We start from the raw sequence: 17,248 nt of genomic DNA, 5'->3' as shown, positions 1-17,248 counted from the left end.
TATGCAGGCAGAATTATTTTATAAAAATCAAGGTCAGGATATTGTTCCTGTTTTTCTGCTTGCTAAACAGGATTGGGATTCAGGAATGCCCGAGCTGATTGCCTCTGAGCGTAATCAGTTTTTTACCCAGCGTTTCAAGGGAAATGCGGGGGATATTTGCATCATTAGCGGCGACAATGGAAAATGTCAGAAAGTGTATCTGGGGGCGGGTGAGTCCAACAGTTACTCGCTGTCGCTGGCTATCGCTGCTTCCCGCCTGCCGGAAGGGAATTATCAGCTGCAGCAGGATTTGAGCAATGCGGATATTATCTTCTGGGGCCTGGCTCAATACTGCTATGATCGTTATAAAAAGCAGGAAATACAACCTCGGGTTCTCATACTTAACGAGAATCTGCAAGATATTATTCAGGATGTCGATGCCGCATTCTTGGTCCGAGACCTGATTAATGCTCCCACTAACTGTATGGGACCTGAGGATTTGGCGGATGTTGTAAAAGCGATGGCCACTCGTTATGGAGCCAGTTTTCAGGAATGGGTTGGTGATGAGCTTTTAACGGCCAATTTCCCTGCTATTCATGCTGTGGGAAGAGCCTCTGTTCATCAGCCGCGCCTGTTAAACTTAAACTGGGGAAATGAAGATCATCCCAAAGTTTGCCTGGTTGGAAAAGGAGTCTGTTTTGACAGTGGCGGCCTGGATATTAAACCCTCAAACTTCATGCGTCTTATGAAAAAAGATATGGGTGGAGCCGCGCAAGTGCTGGGACTGGCTCAATGGATTATGGACAAGCAACTCCCGGTCAGACTGCAAGTGCTAATCCCCGCTGTAGAAAATGCTATTGGTCCGGACGCTTATCGTCCTGGCGACGTATTGACGATGAGAAATGGCCTCACGGTTGAAGTGGATAACACCGATGCGGAAGGGCGATTAGTCCTTGCTGATGCGCTTGCCCTGGCGGGCGAGGAGAAACCAGAGCTCATCATTGATTTTGCAACCTTAACCGGGGCTGCTAGAACGGCGGTTGGTACCGAAATTTCAGCCTTATTCTGTAATGATGATGCATTGGCGAATGAGCTATACGATACATCAGTGAGGGTCAATGATCCTGTATGGCGTTTGCCGCTTTATGCACCTTACGCGCCTTTGCTGGATTCTTCAATTGCGGATTTGTCCAATTGCTCCGCGGCCCCTTATGCTGGGGCAATTGTTGCCGCTTTATTTTTACAACGCTTCATTCCCGCAGATACTCCCTGGCTCCATTTTGATGTGATGGCATGGAATACTTCTTCCAAACCGGGCAAACCCGAAGGCGGGGAAGCGATGGGAATTCGGGCAGTAGGTGAATATCTGCTTGGACGATTCAGAAGCTCTTGATTAAGCGCTTGTAAATTGCAAAGATAGGTTCGCGATGAACATGCAATACTGTTCATCACTTATTTGGACCATTCAACGATAAGGATATTAATCTTGAATATCTTGCAAGAAAATCAGTCAGCAATTTCGCAGGCCTCATTTCTGAATGAAGAAACTAAAAGCAGAGCCAGTGGTAAGGCAACCCGTTTTAGTGCATTAGATATACAGCGCGGCATGATCATGATGATGATGGCTTTTTCTCACGGACGCGAATACATGGGGGCGGATAGCTATTCCAACTATCACATGGATGCTTCTCCAGCATGGAAGGGTGATTTTTGGGTCGATTTTTTTCAGCAAGTGGGTGTATCCTCCATTGTCGCTGGCGGTTTCTTTATGATGATGGGGATAGGGATCTACTTCTTATGGCATTCCCGCCTGAAGGAAGGTTACCACGCCAATGAAGTTTGGCGATACTTGCTAACTCGTGGGGCAGTGATGGTAACCGTCCAGTTTACTATCATGGCTTTTTTTGAAACTATTTCCTCCGAGCATTTTTATTTATATGTGGGTGTTCTCTATGCTTTAGGCATATGCATGATGTTGGCGGCGTGTTGTTTACGATTACTTGAAGCCATAAAACAAACTGCCTGGGGTAGAGCACATTCTGCTATCGATTATTGGCTGCCGTTAATGATTGGCGCCGGCATAATAATTATCAACCAGTTACTGGTGTTCCAGACTCAGGCCTCGGATATTTCGCCAACCTTGGGCAAAATCCTGTTGTTGCTAGGAGGAGGCTATAACATTCATGGGATTCATGTGGATTTTGATTTTATGCCCCTTCCCTGGTTCCCCGCTGTCGCCTTTGGACTCATTATCGGCAAAATCATTTCACGTCGAGATGCGAGAAGCATTAAACTTTTGCAGTGGATAGCATTGGCTTTACTGGCAAGCTGGTTTTTGCTAAAAACTGCTTATCTGCAAGGAATATTTTCCTGGGGTGATTATAAGTTACTGGTACCTGGTGAACATTTGGATTGGCGCTCGTATTTCTGCTCCAGTAAATATCCTCCCAGTCTTTCCTATTTTCTTTTTGCCTGGGGCATTAATCTGACAGGAATTCTGCTGTGGTTAAAATTGGAAAACCGTATCGGACACATACCCTTTGTTCTGCAGCCCTTGAAAACCTTTGGCCAATGCGCCTTGTTCTTTTTCATTTGCCATTGGTATCTCTATTATATAATTTCCATCCTGTTACCCGCTAAACTAAGCTCGGCAGGTGGACTCCTGGGCTTCTGGCTAATTGGTTTGATGCTCATGTATCCTGCCTGTTATTTTTACCGCAATTTTAAAATGACAAAATCCAAAGAGTCCTTATGGAGAATGTTTTAAGCCGCAGGACCCAAATGCTCTTAGAACTTTGTCGCTTATGGCTGGACATTGTCGTCCAGCCTCGATAATAGTTTGCATCTGACGTGAAAAAGCGCATAATAGTTGGTTTTTGACGAAATGAAATAAGCCAATGAAACTGACTGTCGAAAATTTGCTTACTGATGCGATTCACTCCTTGAAAGCCTCTAACATTATCCCTCAGGAGGTTGAGGTCGAGATTAAAGTAGAACGCAGTAAAGACACTTCACATGGCGATTTTGCCAGCAATCTGGCCTTGATATTAGCCAAGCCCTGCCGCCAGGCTCCTCGTCAGTTAGCCGAGTTATTGATTAAAGCAATAGGCCAACCTGAAAGCATTGCAAAAATTGAAATTGCCGGCCCTGGGTTTATCAATTTTTTTATGCAAAAAGACAGCTTGTCACAGGTGATTGCGACTGTTTTGGAGCAGCAGGAACAGTATGGTCACAGTGATCTCGGCAAGCAGCAGTCTGTTTTAATTGAGTTCGTATCGGCCAATCCCACCGGGCCTCTGCATGTAGGCCATGGCCGTGGTGCCGCCTTTGGCGCGACGCTTGCAAATTTGCTGAGCGCTGCGGGTTATAAAGTGAGCCGCGAATATTATGTGAATGACGCCGGAAGACAAATGAACATTCTGGCTGTTAGTGTCTGGCTAAGGTATTTGACCCTGACCGGCGAGACAATTACATTTCCGGCCAACGGTTATCGCGGGGAATATGTTAATGATATCGCTGCGGCGGTATTTGAAGAACATGGCGATGAATATAAGAAAGCCTGGACTTTAATCAGGGAAAACCTGCCTGCCGATGAGCCTGAAGGAGGCGACAAGGAACTTTATATTGATGCGGTTATCGAACGCTGCAAGCAATTACTGGGTCTGGATGGGTTTAAATATTTTCATAAGGCAGCGCTTGATTCTGTTTTGGATGATATTAAAGATGACCTGGAAGACTTTGGTGTTCACTTTGATTGCTGGTTCTCAGAACAGCATTTGCTGGAAGACGGTTCGATTGAAAAGGGGATCCAGGCTTTAAAAGAGGCTGGGCACACCTATATCAAAGAAGGCGCGCTATGGTTTAAGGCGACCGATTTTGATGATGAGAAGGACAGGGTGTTAGTCCGTGCTAATGGCCAAACTACTTATTTTGCTTCAGATGTTGCATACCACTGGAATAAATATGATCGCGGTTTTGACCGTGTGGTTGATATTTTTGGCGCCGATCACCACGGTTATATTTCTCGAATCCGCGCAGCGGTTAATGCTTTGGGCCATGATGACAATGCACTGGATGTGTTACTGGTACAGTTTGCCATTTTATACCGTGGCGGGCATCGTGTTCAGATGTCCACCCGAAGCGGCTCTTTTGTGACTCTGCGTGAGTTGCGGGAAGAAGTGGGTAAGGATGCGGCGCGCTTTTTTTATGTGATGCGCAAACCCGAGCAGCATATGGACTTTGATTTGGATTTGGCCAAATCGCAGTCTAATGATAATCCAGTCTATTACATTCAGTATGCTCATGCGCGCATTAGCAGCGTGTTAAGGCAATTAAAGGAAAGAGGCTTAAGCTGGAGCCAGGAAACAGGCATGGCGAATATTTCTAAACTGACTGAACCTCATGAACTGGCTTTGATGACCTTAATCAGTCGTTATCCCGAAGTGATCGCTTCAGCAGCTGCTGTTTGTGAACCGCATCAGATCGCCTATTATCTGCGTGAACTCGCAAACGGCCTTCATAGTTATTACAATGCAGTGACTTTATTGTGTGAACAAGATACTCTACGCTCTGCAAGATTGTGTTTACTAACTGCTGTAAGGCAGGTTTTAAGGAATGGTTTACAATTATTGGGCGTATCATGCCCAGAGAGCATGTGATGGCAAAGGATTACGTAAGAAAGCGACAGTCAAGACAACGAAGCAATGCCCCACGGCAATTGCTATTGTTGCTGGCCTCTTTTTTGGGGGGTTATCTTACCGCTACGATTTTCGATTTTACCAGCTTAAGCGCATGGCTGAATAAACATGTGCTTGCTGCTCAGGAAATTCATCCCGAGGCAACCGTACCTGCTAAAAAGGCCGAGGCCCCGAAACCAAAATTTGAGTTTTATACCCTGTTGGCAAAAGATTCCAGCCCCCAGGTGTTGGCTAATCGTCCAGGAGCCGGCACACCCCGCGCTATTCCCTCTACAAATACCCTAACCGCACAACAAGCGGCCCAACAGTCTTCTCAAGTAGCCCGCGTATCGACAGCACCGGCCGCTACCGCTAAAACTCCAGTCCCGGCAGCACCACAAACAGTGACTGTAGCAGAAAGCAAACCCGTGGCAGCTCCAGCGGCTAAAAATACAAAAGAGTATTACCTGGTACAAATTGCTTCCTTCAATCGACGCCCTGACGCTGAACAAGTAAAAGCGAATCTGGTGTTAAAGGGTTTTGATGTAATGATAACTTCTGCTCCACAGGGACAGGTTACTTGGTATCGGGTGCTTCTTGGTCCTTATCGTTCTAAAGCGCTGGCAGAGAAAGCGCAGGCCGATGTGGCTCGCAGCGAGCATATGAAAGGAATGATTCGCAAAATGGATGCGTAGGTTAAAACTAATGGCGCTGCCTTTAGGCCTTAACCACTACTCCCTACGTCCCTCGGCTTGTCCGAGGGATCCAGAGATCCAATCCTGGCATGAGATTCCTGGATCCCTCGGACAAGCCGAGGGACGTAGAAGATAAAAGCAGACTCTGTTTTCAGAGATGTGTAGATACCTATCTACAAAGGGCAATTCATGACCATTATTTATCAATTTTCAATTCCTGATGTAACCTGTAGTGCCTGCACCAAGCCAATCGAAAACCGCCTTAAAGCGGATTTTAACCCCAGTTATGAATATTATGCCGATCCGGCAAGTAAAACGCTTAAAGTGATTGTCTGGGAGCATAATGAAGCAGATGTCGAATTGAGCGGCAAGATTTGCGGTTTTCTAGATGAGGAAATGTGTGTTAACTGCAGGTTTATGGAAAGTTATTCTCTTAGTTTTCAAACATTACCCAAAACCGGAACGGCCGCGAACCCCTCATTGCCTTCACCGGAATCAAATATCGAGGAAGAAGGTCAGAGCACGTTCTGGATGCAGTTAAAGAATGGCCTACTTTCACACTGGTTTCAGGGCGGTGTGGGGGTTACTGCCGGATTTGCACTGATGATTCTATGTATGTTTTCAGGCGGACTCCCTTTGGCAGCCATGATGGCAATAGGGGGAATCAGCAGTTTACTGACATTTCTGATAGGATTTTCTACATTCAAACAGGCTTATCTGGATATTTTCAAATCAAAAAAATTGAGTATGGATACTTTATTTGCAATAAGTACTCTGGTGGTTTTAGTGGTTTCCCTGGCCTCATTTTTTGTTCCCTGGTTTTCAATGATGTTTGAAGCGGCTTTATTGATTCTTGGATTCCGCCATATTGGCCAGGCGATTAAAAACTCCCTGACCAGACAGTTGATTACTGCGCAAGCCTTTGAAGAGGATCTGCCTGAGTTTGTTCAAGTCTATGAAAATGAGCAATTGACAGATAAACCCCTGGAAGAGATTGAGAAGGGGGAGATCCTTTGTATTTTTCCAGGAGAGATAATCCCTGTGAATGGAATCTGCCTGACCGAAGGCTGCGAATTTTATACAAACGAAATCAACGGCTATCCCGTGCCTAAGAAACTCAAACAGGGAACGGAGTTACTTTCAGGATTGCGTCTGACAGAATACTCTGCTCCCTTAATGATGCGGGTCAGTCATACAAAAGCTGAATCGCATCTGGCACATATGGATCATGCTTTAAAGATTGCAGAGATTTCAAAAGCACCTATTCAGCATACAACCGACAGACTTATGCAGTATTTCATACCCTCAGTGTTTGCCATTGCAGCAGTGACCGGTCTTATTATTGGTCTTTTTTTTCCTCCGGTTTTTGCTATTCAATGCGCAGTTTCAGTGCTAGTTTCAGCTTGCCCCTGCATCCTGGGTTTAGTCGTACCCACGGCCATGAAAATTGGAATCCATAAAGCAGCCCAACATGGGGTTCAGTTCAGCAGCCCCGAGGCCCTCGAAACCGCCGCAAAAGTCACTGCGGTCGTTTTTGATCTTCATGGCACTTTAACCACCGGCATTCCTGTAGTAGAAAAAGTACAGTTTTTAGATCCTGTTCTAAATCAGAAACGCATATTTACTTACATTGCTGCCCTGGAAAAAAAGGCGAAGCATTTTATAGGTGAAGCCTTGTTTGAGCACACAGCGGCTTTTGGAGACGAGTATAAGTCTTTGCAGATTGAAGATTTTAATAACAAGGATCACTCAGGAGTCAGCGGGCTCATTGACGGCTTTGAGATCTGTATTGGTAATGAAGATTTTATGCGAAAACATCAGATTGCTATCGATATTGATTCGAGTGTTCTCGATGATGCGGATTCTGTAGCCTATGTCGCCATTAACGGAAAGCTGCAGGTTTATTTTAAACTGGTCGACCCTTTGAGAGAAGATGCATTCCGCACTCTGGAAATTATGAGAGCCAATGGTATCGAAGTATTCATAAGCACTGGTGCCTGTGAAGAAACTGCAAACCGTTACGGTAAACGTCTTAAGATTCCATCTTCCAATATCAGGGCAGGCAGAGTTGCCTTAGCCGGAAAGGATCAGGACCATTCTAAATCTCAGTTAATCAGAGAGTTAAAGGACCTGGGCTATGTCGTGGCAATGGTGGGTGATGCGGCGAATGATTCAGTAGCGGTAACTGATGCTGATTTTGGCGTGGGTGTGCAATCGCAATCCTCTCATGTGCTGACTTTGAAAAAAGCGGGCGCTATTATCCAAAGCGGTTCGCTTTTACCCATTGCAACTATTTTTACTGTCGCTCGGCAAACGATGAGTAATATAACGCAGAATCTGTATTTTACTCTGGGTTATAATCTGTTTGCGGTGTTGCTTGCCAGCACTCTATTGATTGCTGCAGGTTTTGTTCTCAATCCTGGAATAGGAGCCAGCCTGATGATTTTGCAGATGGGTTTGGTTTTCTGTAATCTTTGGCGTTTCAAAAAACAGCCGATACCGCATTTGGAGTCTTGCGATGCGCAGTTTGAGAATCAGAATGGCCGCGATTCCTATGTTGATTTGCAGCAAGTATTTAAACCCAATGATTTGGGGTTGGAAGAGTTGGTCGAACCAGAAAGCGGAAGCCTCAGATTTCATTCATGCAAAGGCAAACAGCCGGAAGAGAAAATCAGCGCGGCTGCTGCGAAGGGAATGAGTTGCTGTTAGAAGTGATTACTGCAGGTGCTGCCATTAAGTTAAGGAAACTATGTAATTGCATAGGTTGGGCTCTTGTCACTTCATAAGGCTTTAACTCCTACTCCTACGTCCCCCTAAGAGCTTACGTACCCCGGTTTATGCGGGGTATCCAGGCAATGCGTCTGATTGGCAAAAGCATTTTAAAACTCACTACCATTGTTATGGATACCCCGCATAAAGCGGGGTACGTAGGCGCTTACGAGGGACGTAGGTAAAGTCTTAAGGCAGTGCTGCTGGCAGGAATATTTATTTTTTGCCCTGTTCTTTCATCATTTTTTCCATTCGCCGCTGAGTTTCTTCTTCTGAAACGTCCTCGATATGAGTGCCAATGGACCAGATGTGCCCGAAAGGATCAGTGAAAGTGCAGGTACGATCCCCATAGAACTGATTTTCTAAAGGACGAGTAATCGTGGCCCCTTCTTTTTCTGCGAGTTTAGCCACTTCATCCACGTTTGGGACATAGACGTATAAGCCGACTGGCGAGCCGCCATAACTTGCCGGGCTTTTGGAATGGGCTTCTTCGCATTCGTCAGCAAGCATAAATTTGGAATCACCGATACGAAGCTCAGAGTGCATAATGCGGTTATCAGGACCCTCCATACACATGACAACCTCTGCGCCAAGGACTTTTTTATAGAATTCCAAGGCTTTACGCGCCTCGTTGGCAATGAGATAAGGGGTGATGTGATTGTAATCATTTGGTTTATAATTAACGCTAGAACTCATAACAGCTCCCTGTCTATGACTGTAATTGGAATTAACATACTAATAGAATTTTCGGTATTTGTCTTATATGAAAAAAATTGAACGCGAATTTTACGCCCGGGATACGACTATTGTGGCCCAGGATTTATTAGGAAAATATCTGGTTCGTCACATTGGCAATGAACAGAAAATAGGACGTATTGTTGAAGTAGAGGCTTATTTGGGACAGCATGATCTCGCCGCGCACTCTTCAAAAGGCCTTACTCCAAGAACACGTGTTATGTTTGGACCCGCAGGCCATGCCTATGTATATCTGATTTATGGGATGCATTACTGCACCAATATTGTAACTGAAACGGAGGGGAAGGGCTGTGGCGTTTTGTTACGAGCACTCGAGCCCATCCAAAATATCTCAGAGCGTACTCAAGGTCCTGGCTTGTTATCAAAAGCAATGGGGATCACTAAAGAGCATTATGGACAGGATCTCTTAAGCGATCACTTTTATCTTCTACAGGATGAGCCTGGTCAGACCCCATTTTCGATTGTTAAAACACCAAGAATTGGCGTTAATTACGCTAAGGAGTGGGCAAACGAATTACTACGCTTTTACATCAAGGACAATCCTTTTGTTTCAAGAAAATAGGCGTCATGAGCTGCGAAAATCTCCGGTTCTGGGATCTCGCTCTTTGTTATCAAGACGTCCTTCGTCCTGTTCGGTATCCAGTTTTTTGTCATCGGCTGACTCGACCGCGGTCGGTTCTTCAGTTTCGCTGCTTTTATCGGGAGAGTCTTTAGGTTGATTCATGGCAAAATTCCTTCCCTTGTTAATTTCCAAAGCGTCGTCTATCTTTAAATAGTTTTCTTTAATTATAGGATAGACAGAAGCCATAGCAGTAATTGGACTCAGTCGTTTTATCTCTTCCAGGAAGGAGCAGATAATGAAAACATTGATATCTACAATGATTATTGCGTTCTGGTTTTCAATTTTTGCCTGCACAACGACGGAAACCACCCGCAGGGAAATGTCCAGGGTTGGCCAGGAAAGCAGCAAAAATATAAAAGATGAGGAACATGTGCATTCAGTTCAGGCTGCTGTTGGCGATGATCTCAGACAGAAATAGTTCATCTAATATTAAAAATGTTATATTATTGCGCTCATTGATAGATTTATTTATTGGGTAGTCGGTGAGCATTATCAATAAGATTGCGATGGGCCGGATCCCCAAAGCGTATCGCAGTGTGATGGGTTACTATCCTGATCTCATTCTTTATGAATGCAATCAGAATCAATTTGAAAGCAAGTGGCAGCAATTAGCAAGAGCAGATTACATCTATACAGAGGGTTATAAACTACGTTCTGCGGGACGATGGCGTTACTATTTTGAGTCGTTGAAGGGCTGGTTTGGATTTACTAATCATTGCGATGAACATCTGGTGCAACTGTCACTGCGTAAGTTTGCTTATTATGGCTATTTAAAAGGGTATAGAACTCGCGAAACAATACTGAAACACCCTTTGCCTCAGCGTTTTCAACAGCTGGTTAACCAAAATTACAGCTCTGAAATTTCTGCCGAATTACAGAGAAATTTGCTCAATTACTATCGAAATCAGTCCTCTTGTTTTCCGCAATTCGGATCTGGAAGGGGAATATCGCCGCCATCTTACTATGGAAGCAGTTTTGCTGCTTTAAGTTTATGGGATTTAATTCCCTGCCTTGACCCTCAGGATAGTCATCTTATTACTCAAACAAGAGAGAACCTTGAGCCTGATCTTTATCAGCGCTACTCTTTTTTAAATGGCAGTCATTATGCCAGGGCCGTAGCAAATTATTATCTGGCGAAAGCGAAAGAAGATAAGAAAAGCATGTTTTATGGTTTTTCTCCAATTAATTTGTTCATAGAGAATCCACAGGTTAAAACGCAGAGAAATCTGGGACGTGCTTTATATTATGACTCTCTAATATACTTGCAGGATATAGAAATTTATATTGACTATTTTCTTGAGAAGAAAGACGTTTCAAGTGCTTCTAATCTGATTCTACAATTGAAAGATCTCACAAAGGCTTGTGCTTATTTAATTAAACACTTTAATGCTGCTCAACACCTGGGTATCGTTGAAAAAAGCAGTCCTTTGGCAATCGAATTGACTAAACATTATCTTAGGGATTCAAAAAATATTGAAAACATCCGTATGGCCATGAGGCTTGATCCGGGGTTAGAGAAAAGAGAGCCGGCAATGGTGTTTCGTGTGCTGGTGGCTAATGAAGAATTTGAAGAGGCTTATACCCTATATCAGGGAACATCCGAAAAGCGTGATTTCGATAAAACCTGTTGCTCACAGGCTTCAGTCTATTTTCATCAGGAGTCGGAAAAGAAATTAAAAATCGGTCGGGATTTTAGAGGAACTGCCGACTGGGAAAAGGCCGCTTCCCATTATTCGCAAGCCCTGACTGCCAGCAGACAGGCTTATGAACTCAGTCCATGCAATGACCGAAACGAGCATTATTCCAGTTCAAAACGATTCTATGCTCAAATTCTCATCGATGCGGATGAGGCTGAAAACACTGATATTTCAAAATGCAAAATTGCCCATATTCTCTATGCGATTAAACTGCTCAAATCCTGTCAGCCGACGGATAGCATTGAAAAGCAATATCATCAAAAGGCCCTGGTTAAAGCCCTGATGAGAAAAGTTGATTATTTTTGTGAGCTAATTCGCGTGCCGGCAACCTACTCGGCGAATTTGGATGTTCGGAAAGAACACCTTGCAGAGCATACAAAAAATTTTAAACGGATCCTGGAGTCCTTAAAGGAAATAGTGACTTTATTAGAGGGAGCAAAGGAGCGGGAACAGAAATTAATACTGGGAAAAGCCTATTTTCTTTTGGGTGATATCAATTACTTTTTTGATTTAAATGAAAATAATCTGCAATATTTTAGAAAAGCAGTGGATACCGTACCGCTTAATCCTTTTTATAATTTACGCTATTACGAAAGGTTGGTTGTTAAGCAGGAAACTTACAGGGATAGGGGTATTAAAAAGCTTAAAGATTTGGGATTCGAAGTTCTTGACTGGCTGGATTGGGATAAAGAACGGTGGGATCAAGATTTTCGCATTAGTAATATAAAGCAGATTCATTTGCTTGAAGATACGGCAAAACCTTCGGGATGGTTCTCTTCTTTTAGTTTTGGATAGTATAAAGCTAATCCTCTGTTTTCCAGAGGATAAATTGCCAGTTAAGTGGGCACTCCATCGTCTGGCGCCGGAGGGACTTCAGTAGGCGCAGATGCGGGTGCTGGTGCCGAGGGGGGGGAACTGCCTGCGAGATCCGATATCACGTCCGTAGCAAAAACAGTGGCGCCAACAACCAACTTTCCTCCTGCAATAGCGCCCATGGTCGCACCAATAATTCCTGTGGTAGTACTGGCAGCAGAGGAAGCTGCACCTGCTGCAGCCCCAGTTGCTCCGGCTGTTGCCGCCGCAGAGCTGACGGCTGTCGCAGCCCCGGCTCCTGCAGCACTGGCTGCTGCGGCTCCCGGACTTGGGATCCCAAGACTTACCAGTGCACCGCCGATTGTGACATTGCCTGTTACTCCAAACTCTGCACTGGCGAAATTGGTAGCAGCTGAGAGCACATTAACTGCAGGACAACTGATTGTTAAAGTAGGCGCTATAATTTGAATGCCTGCATCATCGATGATAATCGAAGAACCTCCTGACTGAAGCAAAATCATGCCAAGGGCCTGCTGAATGATGACTGGCGATGTATGCAGGCTTATTGCCGAGTCGTCTACGTATTTGAATCCCTGAGTTACTTGCACTGAAAAAGGACCCAGGTACTGAACGGACCCTCCCAGTACTGATTTAATATCAATTCCTGTGGTATCTGTAATATAGGCGCCAGTATAACTTTTAATGGTAGCTCCCAAATGATAACTACCGGTGAAACCTTTTACCGAGGTAATATGGGTTCCCAGGACATGCCAAGCACAATTACCATTCACTTCGGTAATCATGGCATTTCCTATGGAGTTCATCAGATTCTGATCGATATAGTTGTATTGGCTCTGATTGATCTGTACGGTTTCATTGCCTTTGACCTGATAATTTGTGTCCTGATGGCAAACCATTGTGGCGTTGCCTTTGACAAAACGAGTGTAATCTTTGTCAACACTGAGGTTTTTACTTTGTTTGATAGTAATATTGGCATCTTTTCCAATATAGGAGTTGGAGTGACTCAGGGTACTCAAATAGTAGCCCATATCCTGTTGGGATTGAAAAATATCATCCGTTCCCAGAACTATGGTGGTATTATTGTGAGGAGTACGCAGCTTTATTCCCTGGGTTTTTCCTTTCTGTTCATTGATAAAGAAAACATTCTTCTCTTTGGTTTGCAGCCCCATGTATTGCTGATTATCACTGGCAATCAGGTTTCGATGCGTCGAATTATCGATAGCACCTAACAGAATGGGTAAATCCGGATTACCAAAATGAAAGCCGATAGCGACTTCCATTCCCTTGCGCATAGGCAGGCTGAAAGCGTATTTGTCGCCAATATAACTTTCCAGTTTGCGAACCCAGCGAGAACCTTTTCCCGGACCATCATCGCTGATGGCAATGCGAAACTTGTAATGTCCTTTGTCGTTGATTTGAACGGTATCTTCGCCTCCCTCATGATCAACGAAGCCAGGAAGAACGCCGCTGATACGCGGCAACGGGGTCTGAAGGACGGATCGAAAGGGGATTGCCTTATCGATTGAACGGTAGTCGCAGGAAAAATGATCCTCTGGTGCGTCAATAGCCACTGAATGATAGGAAAAAAACGATTTCTTCTGCGAACCGCTATATTTGGCGTGGATGATCAGCATCGGCTTATTTAAATGACCGAGCTTAAAATGCTGGTGTTGTATAAAACTGCCGGGATTAATCAATGCCGCACTGGCGGTGCCATTAAAAATCTCTTTTTGCCACTTGAAGCTCTCGGCAATCTGATTGGCGATGCGCTGATTTTCTTCCTGACTATGAACGTTTTCAGCCCAGTAAACAATTTCTCCAACTCCTTGCGGATCAATGACCGCAGTGGAATTGTAGGATTTGGAGGATTGTTGATAATTGTAGGATTTAACTTTGACTTCGGCCGGTTGTGAGCTGGTGGAAAACTCAAAATCATAAATCAGATTGGCCATGGGGTCGAATTCACTATCCGTTGTATAGCCGTGATAGAATAGTCGATTGATGTCCTTATTCAGTTGTAATGTGGAGTTACTGTCGGTGATAACCAGAACTTCATTATCAGCAGTGTGCTCAAAAAAATAGAATAGGCCTTCGTGTTCCATCCAGCGAGTCACAAACTGCCAGTCGAGTTCATTGTACTGGAATACGAATTCGCGCACAGGATGAGAATTTACAAGATCAAATCGGACATGATTAATATTATTTCTCTGAAAGACATGCCACAGAATTTCCTCAATTCTTTTTTCGAGATAAACATGGGTCCGTCTGGTTTTTTGCAGGCGAGTCACTTCGGGTTGAATAATCATCTGGTATACATAGTATTCATCGAGACTGTCTGTATGACTGAAGTAATTGACGCGGCCGTGCAGAGGGCTCTCGGTTCCCGCTTTGGTCGTAAAAGTCATCTTGGCAGGATGATTAATAATTTCATTACCGTGAATGAGACGTTTGGATGCAAGCTCGACACGAAACTCATAAAGTTCTGATACCCCCATCGTTCCTTCAAACTGCAATATTTCGGTGTCGCTGCCTTCAAAATGCGGGCCGTGCATTTTGGGCATAAGAATCTGATTTTGCATGCAATTCTCCATAATACGTCATTAACAACAATAGCTATTGAGTTATAAGCTGTCAACTGGCCAGAGGCTAACGGCGCTGCTTTTAGACTTTAACCCCTACTCCCTAAGGCATTCCCTCACACCACTACGCTCTCCGCTTATGCCCCTAAGTTCCCCGCTTTATGCTCACTACGTTCCCCGCTTTATGCCCGCTACGATCCCCACTTTATGCCCCTAAGTTCCCCGCTTTATGCTCGCTACGTTCCCCCGCTTTATGCCCGGTACGTTCCCGGATTTATGCTCGCTACGTTCCCCACTTTATGCCCGCTACGTTCCCCGCTTTATGCCCCTAAGTTCCCCGCTTTATGCCCCTACGTTCCCCGCTTTATGCGGGGAATCCAGTGTTTCTCTTTTGAGTTTTCTGAATCCCTCGAACAAGCCGAGAGACGTACATGCTTGGTGCAGACTGTTTTACATAGATGTGTAGAGACCTGTGAGAGAAGACACACGACCTGTGCTGCAAAAATCTCGTTTGCTGGTGTTAAATTTTTGAAAAGATTCTGAATTGGCAGAAAAATTAATAATTTGTGCTATGGTTAACTTATAAGTCCACCAGTGGACATTCTTTTTGGAACAATGGAGAGGAAAATGGCACGCAAAGATCAGTCTGTGGCCCCAAAAGAACGGGTCAATATTGTGTACAAGCCCAGCATCGAGGGGGCGGAGGAAATAGTTGAGCTTCCCCTGCGACAGCTGGTGTTAGGTGAATTTACTAATAAACCGTCCAAACTTCCTCTGGAAAAAAGACAGACCGTCAGTATCAACAAAGACAACTTCAATCAGATTTTAAAGCTTCATGATATCAGAATAACAACAAGAGTGCCCAACCGTTTAAGCAATGATAAGAATGATTTTATTCCACTGGACCTGAAAATTCAGTCTTTGCATGATTTTGAACCTGATCATCTAGTCAAACAAGTTCCAGAGTTAAGAAAACTAATGGAATTGCGAAATGCTCTCAAATCCCTGAAAGGCCCGTTGGGTAACACTCCGGAATTCAGAAGAAAGCTGGATGCCATTGTTAAAGATCCAGGCTTGCGAGATAAACTATTAAAAGATTTGGGTATTGAAGAGAAAAAAGATTCAAAAGATCACTAATCAATAACCCATTTTTGAGGAGATAATGATGGCTGATATGAAAGAAAATCCGGGCAAGGGCCAGGATAAATCATTAGTTCATGATTTGTTGTCAGGGATTGAAATTTCCCCGGAAGAAGAGCGGTATGAGGTAACAAAAACTGGAATTCGCGCATTCATCGATCGTATTGTTGAAGAACATCGAACTGATGAAGCGGTGACTTCGGCGATGGTTGATGATGTGATTGCCGACATCGATGCCCAGCTGTCTGTGCAAATGGATGAAATTCTGCATAACCCGGAATTTCAAAAACTGGAATCAGCCTGGCGGTCATTAAAATTCCTGGTTGATCAAACCAACTTTCGGGAAAATAGTCAGGTTGACTTTATTAATGTGACCAAAGAAGAGCTGTTTGAAGATTTTCTGGACTCCCCTGAAATTGTGAAATCAGGCTTGTTCAAACAGGCGTATAGTTCAGAATATGGCCAGTTTGGTGGTAAACCTTATGCCGCTATTATTGGAAATTATACCTTTGGACCGTCACATAAAGATGTAGCCCTGCTTCGTAATATTGCCGCAGTCAGCGCAATGGCGCATGCTCCCTTTATTGCAGCAGCAGGTCCTGAATTTTTCAATATTAAATCGATGACTGATCTGCCTACACTGAATGATATTGCGGCCATCTTTGAAAGCCCTGTTTATGCGGAGTGGAATGGTTTGCGTGAGTCTGAAGATGCGCGCTATATCGGCTTAACGCTGCCGCGATTCATGCTGCGCATGCCCTATGATGACAGAAGTTATAATCTTCGCACGTTCAATTACAAAGAGGATGTCAGCCATGGTGATGATGGAAGCTTTCTATGGGGTAATGCGGCCTTCGCCTTCGCAGGACGTTTAGCCGACAGTTTTGCCAGATACCGTTGGTGTGTGAACATTATTGGTCCTGAAGGCGGTGGTACAGTTGATAATCTGCCCTGCTATTTCTTTGATGCTATGAAAGAAGTGCAAAGCAAGATTCCCACCGAGCTGTTAATATCAGAGCGACGTGAATTTGAGTTGTCTGAACAAGGGTTTATTCCATTAACCATGCGAAAAAACAGTAACAATGCCGCGTTTTTCTCTGCTAATTCCATCCAGAAGCCAAAAACTTTTGTCGATGTCAGCGGGAACAAGGAAGCGGAAGCCAATTATAAACTGGGAACTCAATTCCCTTATATGTTTATCATTTGCCGCCTGGCTCACTATTTAAAAGTTATGCAGCGTGAAAAACTGGGTATGCATAAAGAAAGAGTGGACATGGAGCGCGAGCTGAATGAGTGGATTGGCAGTTATGTAGTGGATATGGAAAATCCAGTTGCCGAAGTAAGAGCAAAAAAACCGCTGCGTTTTGCCAAAGTCACAGTGGAAGATGTTGCCGGGGAACCAGGATGGTATAAATCCACTTTAATTGTCAGACCTCATTTTAAATATATGGGCTCCTATATTACTCTACAGTTAGTAGGTAATTTAGAAACCGCCGCTTAA

The 17,248-nt window shown here is 44.3% G+C and carries 13 protein-coding genes; 10 read left to right on the top strand and 3 right to left on the bottom strand.

Annotated features, from left to right (window positions below; translation table 11 throughout):
* Window position 1: 1 nt before the first annotated feature.
* The 5 genes from DYH61_RS11650 (at window position 2) to DYH61_RS11630 (ending at window position 8,059) form a co-directional block, all read left to right on the top strand.
* Entirely contained in the window at window positions 2-1,372 is a 1,371-nt protein-coding gene (locus DYH61_RS11650; RefSeq protein ID WP_058507695.1) for a leucyl aminopeptidase family protein, read from the top strand.
* A gap of 93 nt (window positions 1,373-1,465) precedes the next feature.
* Entirely contained in the window at window positions 1,466-2,746 is a 1,281-nt protein-coding gene (locus tag DYH61_RS11645) for a heparan-alpha-glucosaminide N-acetyltransferase domain-containing protein (RefSeq protein WP_058507694.1), read from the top strand.
* Window positions 2,747-2,876: 130 nt separating this feature from the next.
* Window positions 2,877-4,637 (top strand): arginine--tRNA ligase, encoded by a 1,761-nt coding sequence (gene argS / locus DYH61_RS11640; protein WP_058507693.1) that lies wholly within the window; start codon window positions 2,877-2,879, stop codon window positions 4,635-4,637.
* Complete coding sequence (locus DYH61_RS11635) at window positions 4,637-5,350, top strand: SPOR domain-containing protein (RefSeq protein WP_065236161.1); 714 nt, start codon at window positions 4,637-4,639, stop codon at window positions 5,348-5,350. The genes argS and DYH61_RS11635 overlap by 1 nt, the downstream gene beginning before the upstream one ends.
* Window positions 5,351-5,539: 189 nt before the next feature.
* The gene (locus DYH61_RS11630; RefSeq protein WP_058507691.1) at window positions 5,540-8,059 is read left to right on the top strand and encodes a heavy metal translocating P-type ATPase; all 2,520 of its coding nucleotides are present in this window, start codon (window positions 5,540-5,542) and stop codon (window positions 8,057-8,059) included.
* Window positions 8,060-8,335: 276 nt separating this feature from the next.
* Here the strand turns inward: DYH61_RS11630 and DYH61_RS11625 are convergent, their stop codons facing one another.
* A complete protein-coding gene (locus tag DYH61_RS11625; RefSeq protein ID WP_058507690.1) occupies window positions 8,336-8,815 on the bottom strand; it encodes a VOC family protein in 480 nt (159 codons plus the stop codon).
* A gap of 67 nt (window positions 8,816-8,882) precedes the next feature.
* On the opposite strand from DYH61_RS11625, the gene DYH61_RS11620 reads away from it, so the two are divergent.
* Window positions 8,883-9,437, top strand: a complete 555-nt coding sequence (locus tag DYH61_RS11620; protein ID WP_058507689.1) for a DNA-3-methyladenine glycosylase — start codon at window positions 8,883-8,885, stop codon at window positions 9,435-9,437.
* Window positions 9,438-9,440: 3 nt separating this feature from the next.
* Here the strand turns inward: DYH61_RS11620 and DYH61_RS15670 are convergent, their stop codons facing one another.
* A complete protein-coding gene (locus DYH61_RS15670; protein ID WP_157072295.1) occupies window positions 9,441-9,599 on the bottom strand; it encodes a hypothetical protein in 159 nt (52 codons plus the stop codon).
* Between the two features lie 133 nt (window positions 9,600-9,732).
* Between DYH61_RS15670 and DYH61_RS11610 the strand changes: the two genes are divergently transcribed.
* Entirely contained in the window at window positions 9,733-9,915 is a 183-nt protein-coding gene (locus DYH61_RS11610; RefSeq protein ID WP_058507687.1) for a hypothetical protein, read from the top strand.
* Window positions 9,916-9,979: 64 nt separating this feature from the next.
* Complete coding sequence (locus DYH61_RS11605) at window positions 9,980-11,989, top strand: hypothetical protein (protein ID WP_133129066.1); 2,010 nt, start codon at window positions 9,980-9,982, stop codon at window positions 11,987-11,989.
* 41 nt (window positions 11,990-12,030) lie between these two features.
* Here the strand turns inward: DYH61_RS11605 and DYH61_RS11600 are convergent, their stop codons facing one another.
* Window positions 12,031-14,607 (bottom strand): type VI secretion system Vgr family protein, encoded by a 2,577-nt coding sequence (locus DYH61_RS11600; RefSeq protein WP_058507685.1) that lies wholly within the window; start codon window positions 14,605-14,607, stop codon window positions 12,031-12,033.
* Between the two features lie 627 nt (window positions 14,608-15,234).
* On the opposite strand from DYH61_RS11600, the gene tssB reads away from it, so the two are divergent.
* Complete coding sequence (gene tssB / locus DYH61_RS11595) at window positions 15,235-15,744, top strand: type VI secretion system contractile sheath small subunit (protein ID WP_058507684.1); 510 nt, start codon at window positions 15,235-15,237, stop codon at window positions 15,742-15,744.
* Window positions 15,745-15,769: 25 nt separating this feature from the next.
* Window positions 15,770-17,248, top strand: coding sequence for a type VI secretion system contractile sheath large subunit (gene tssC, locus DYH61_RS11590; RefSeq protein WP_234999772.1), 1,479 nt, complete (start codon window positions 15,770-15,772; stop codon window positions 17,246-17,248).

The sequence above is a fragment of the Legionella quinlivanii genome, from assembly GCF_900461555.1.
Lineage (GTDB): Bacteria > Pseudomonadota > Gammaproteobacteria > Legionellales > Legionellaceae > Legionella_C > Legionella_C quinlivanii.
This window is presented reverse-complemented; position numbering and strand designations above follow the sequence as displayed.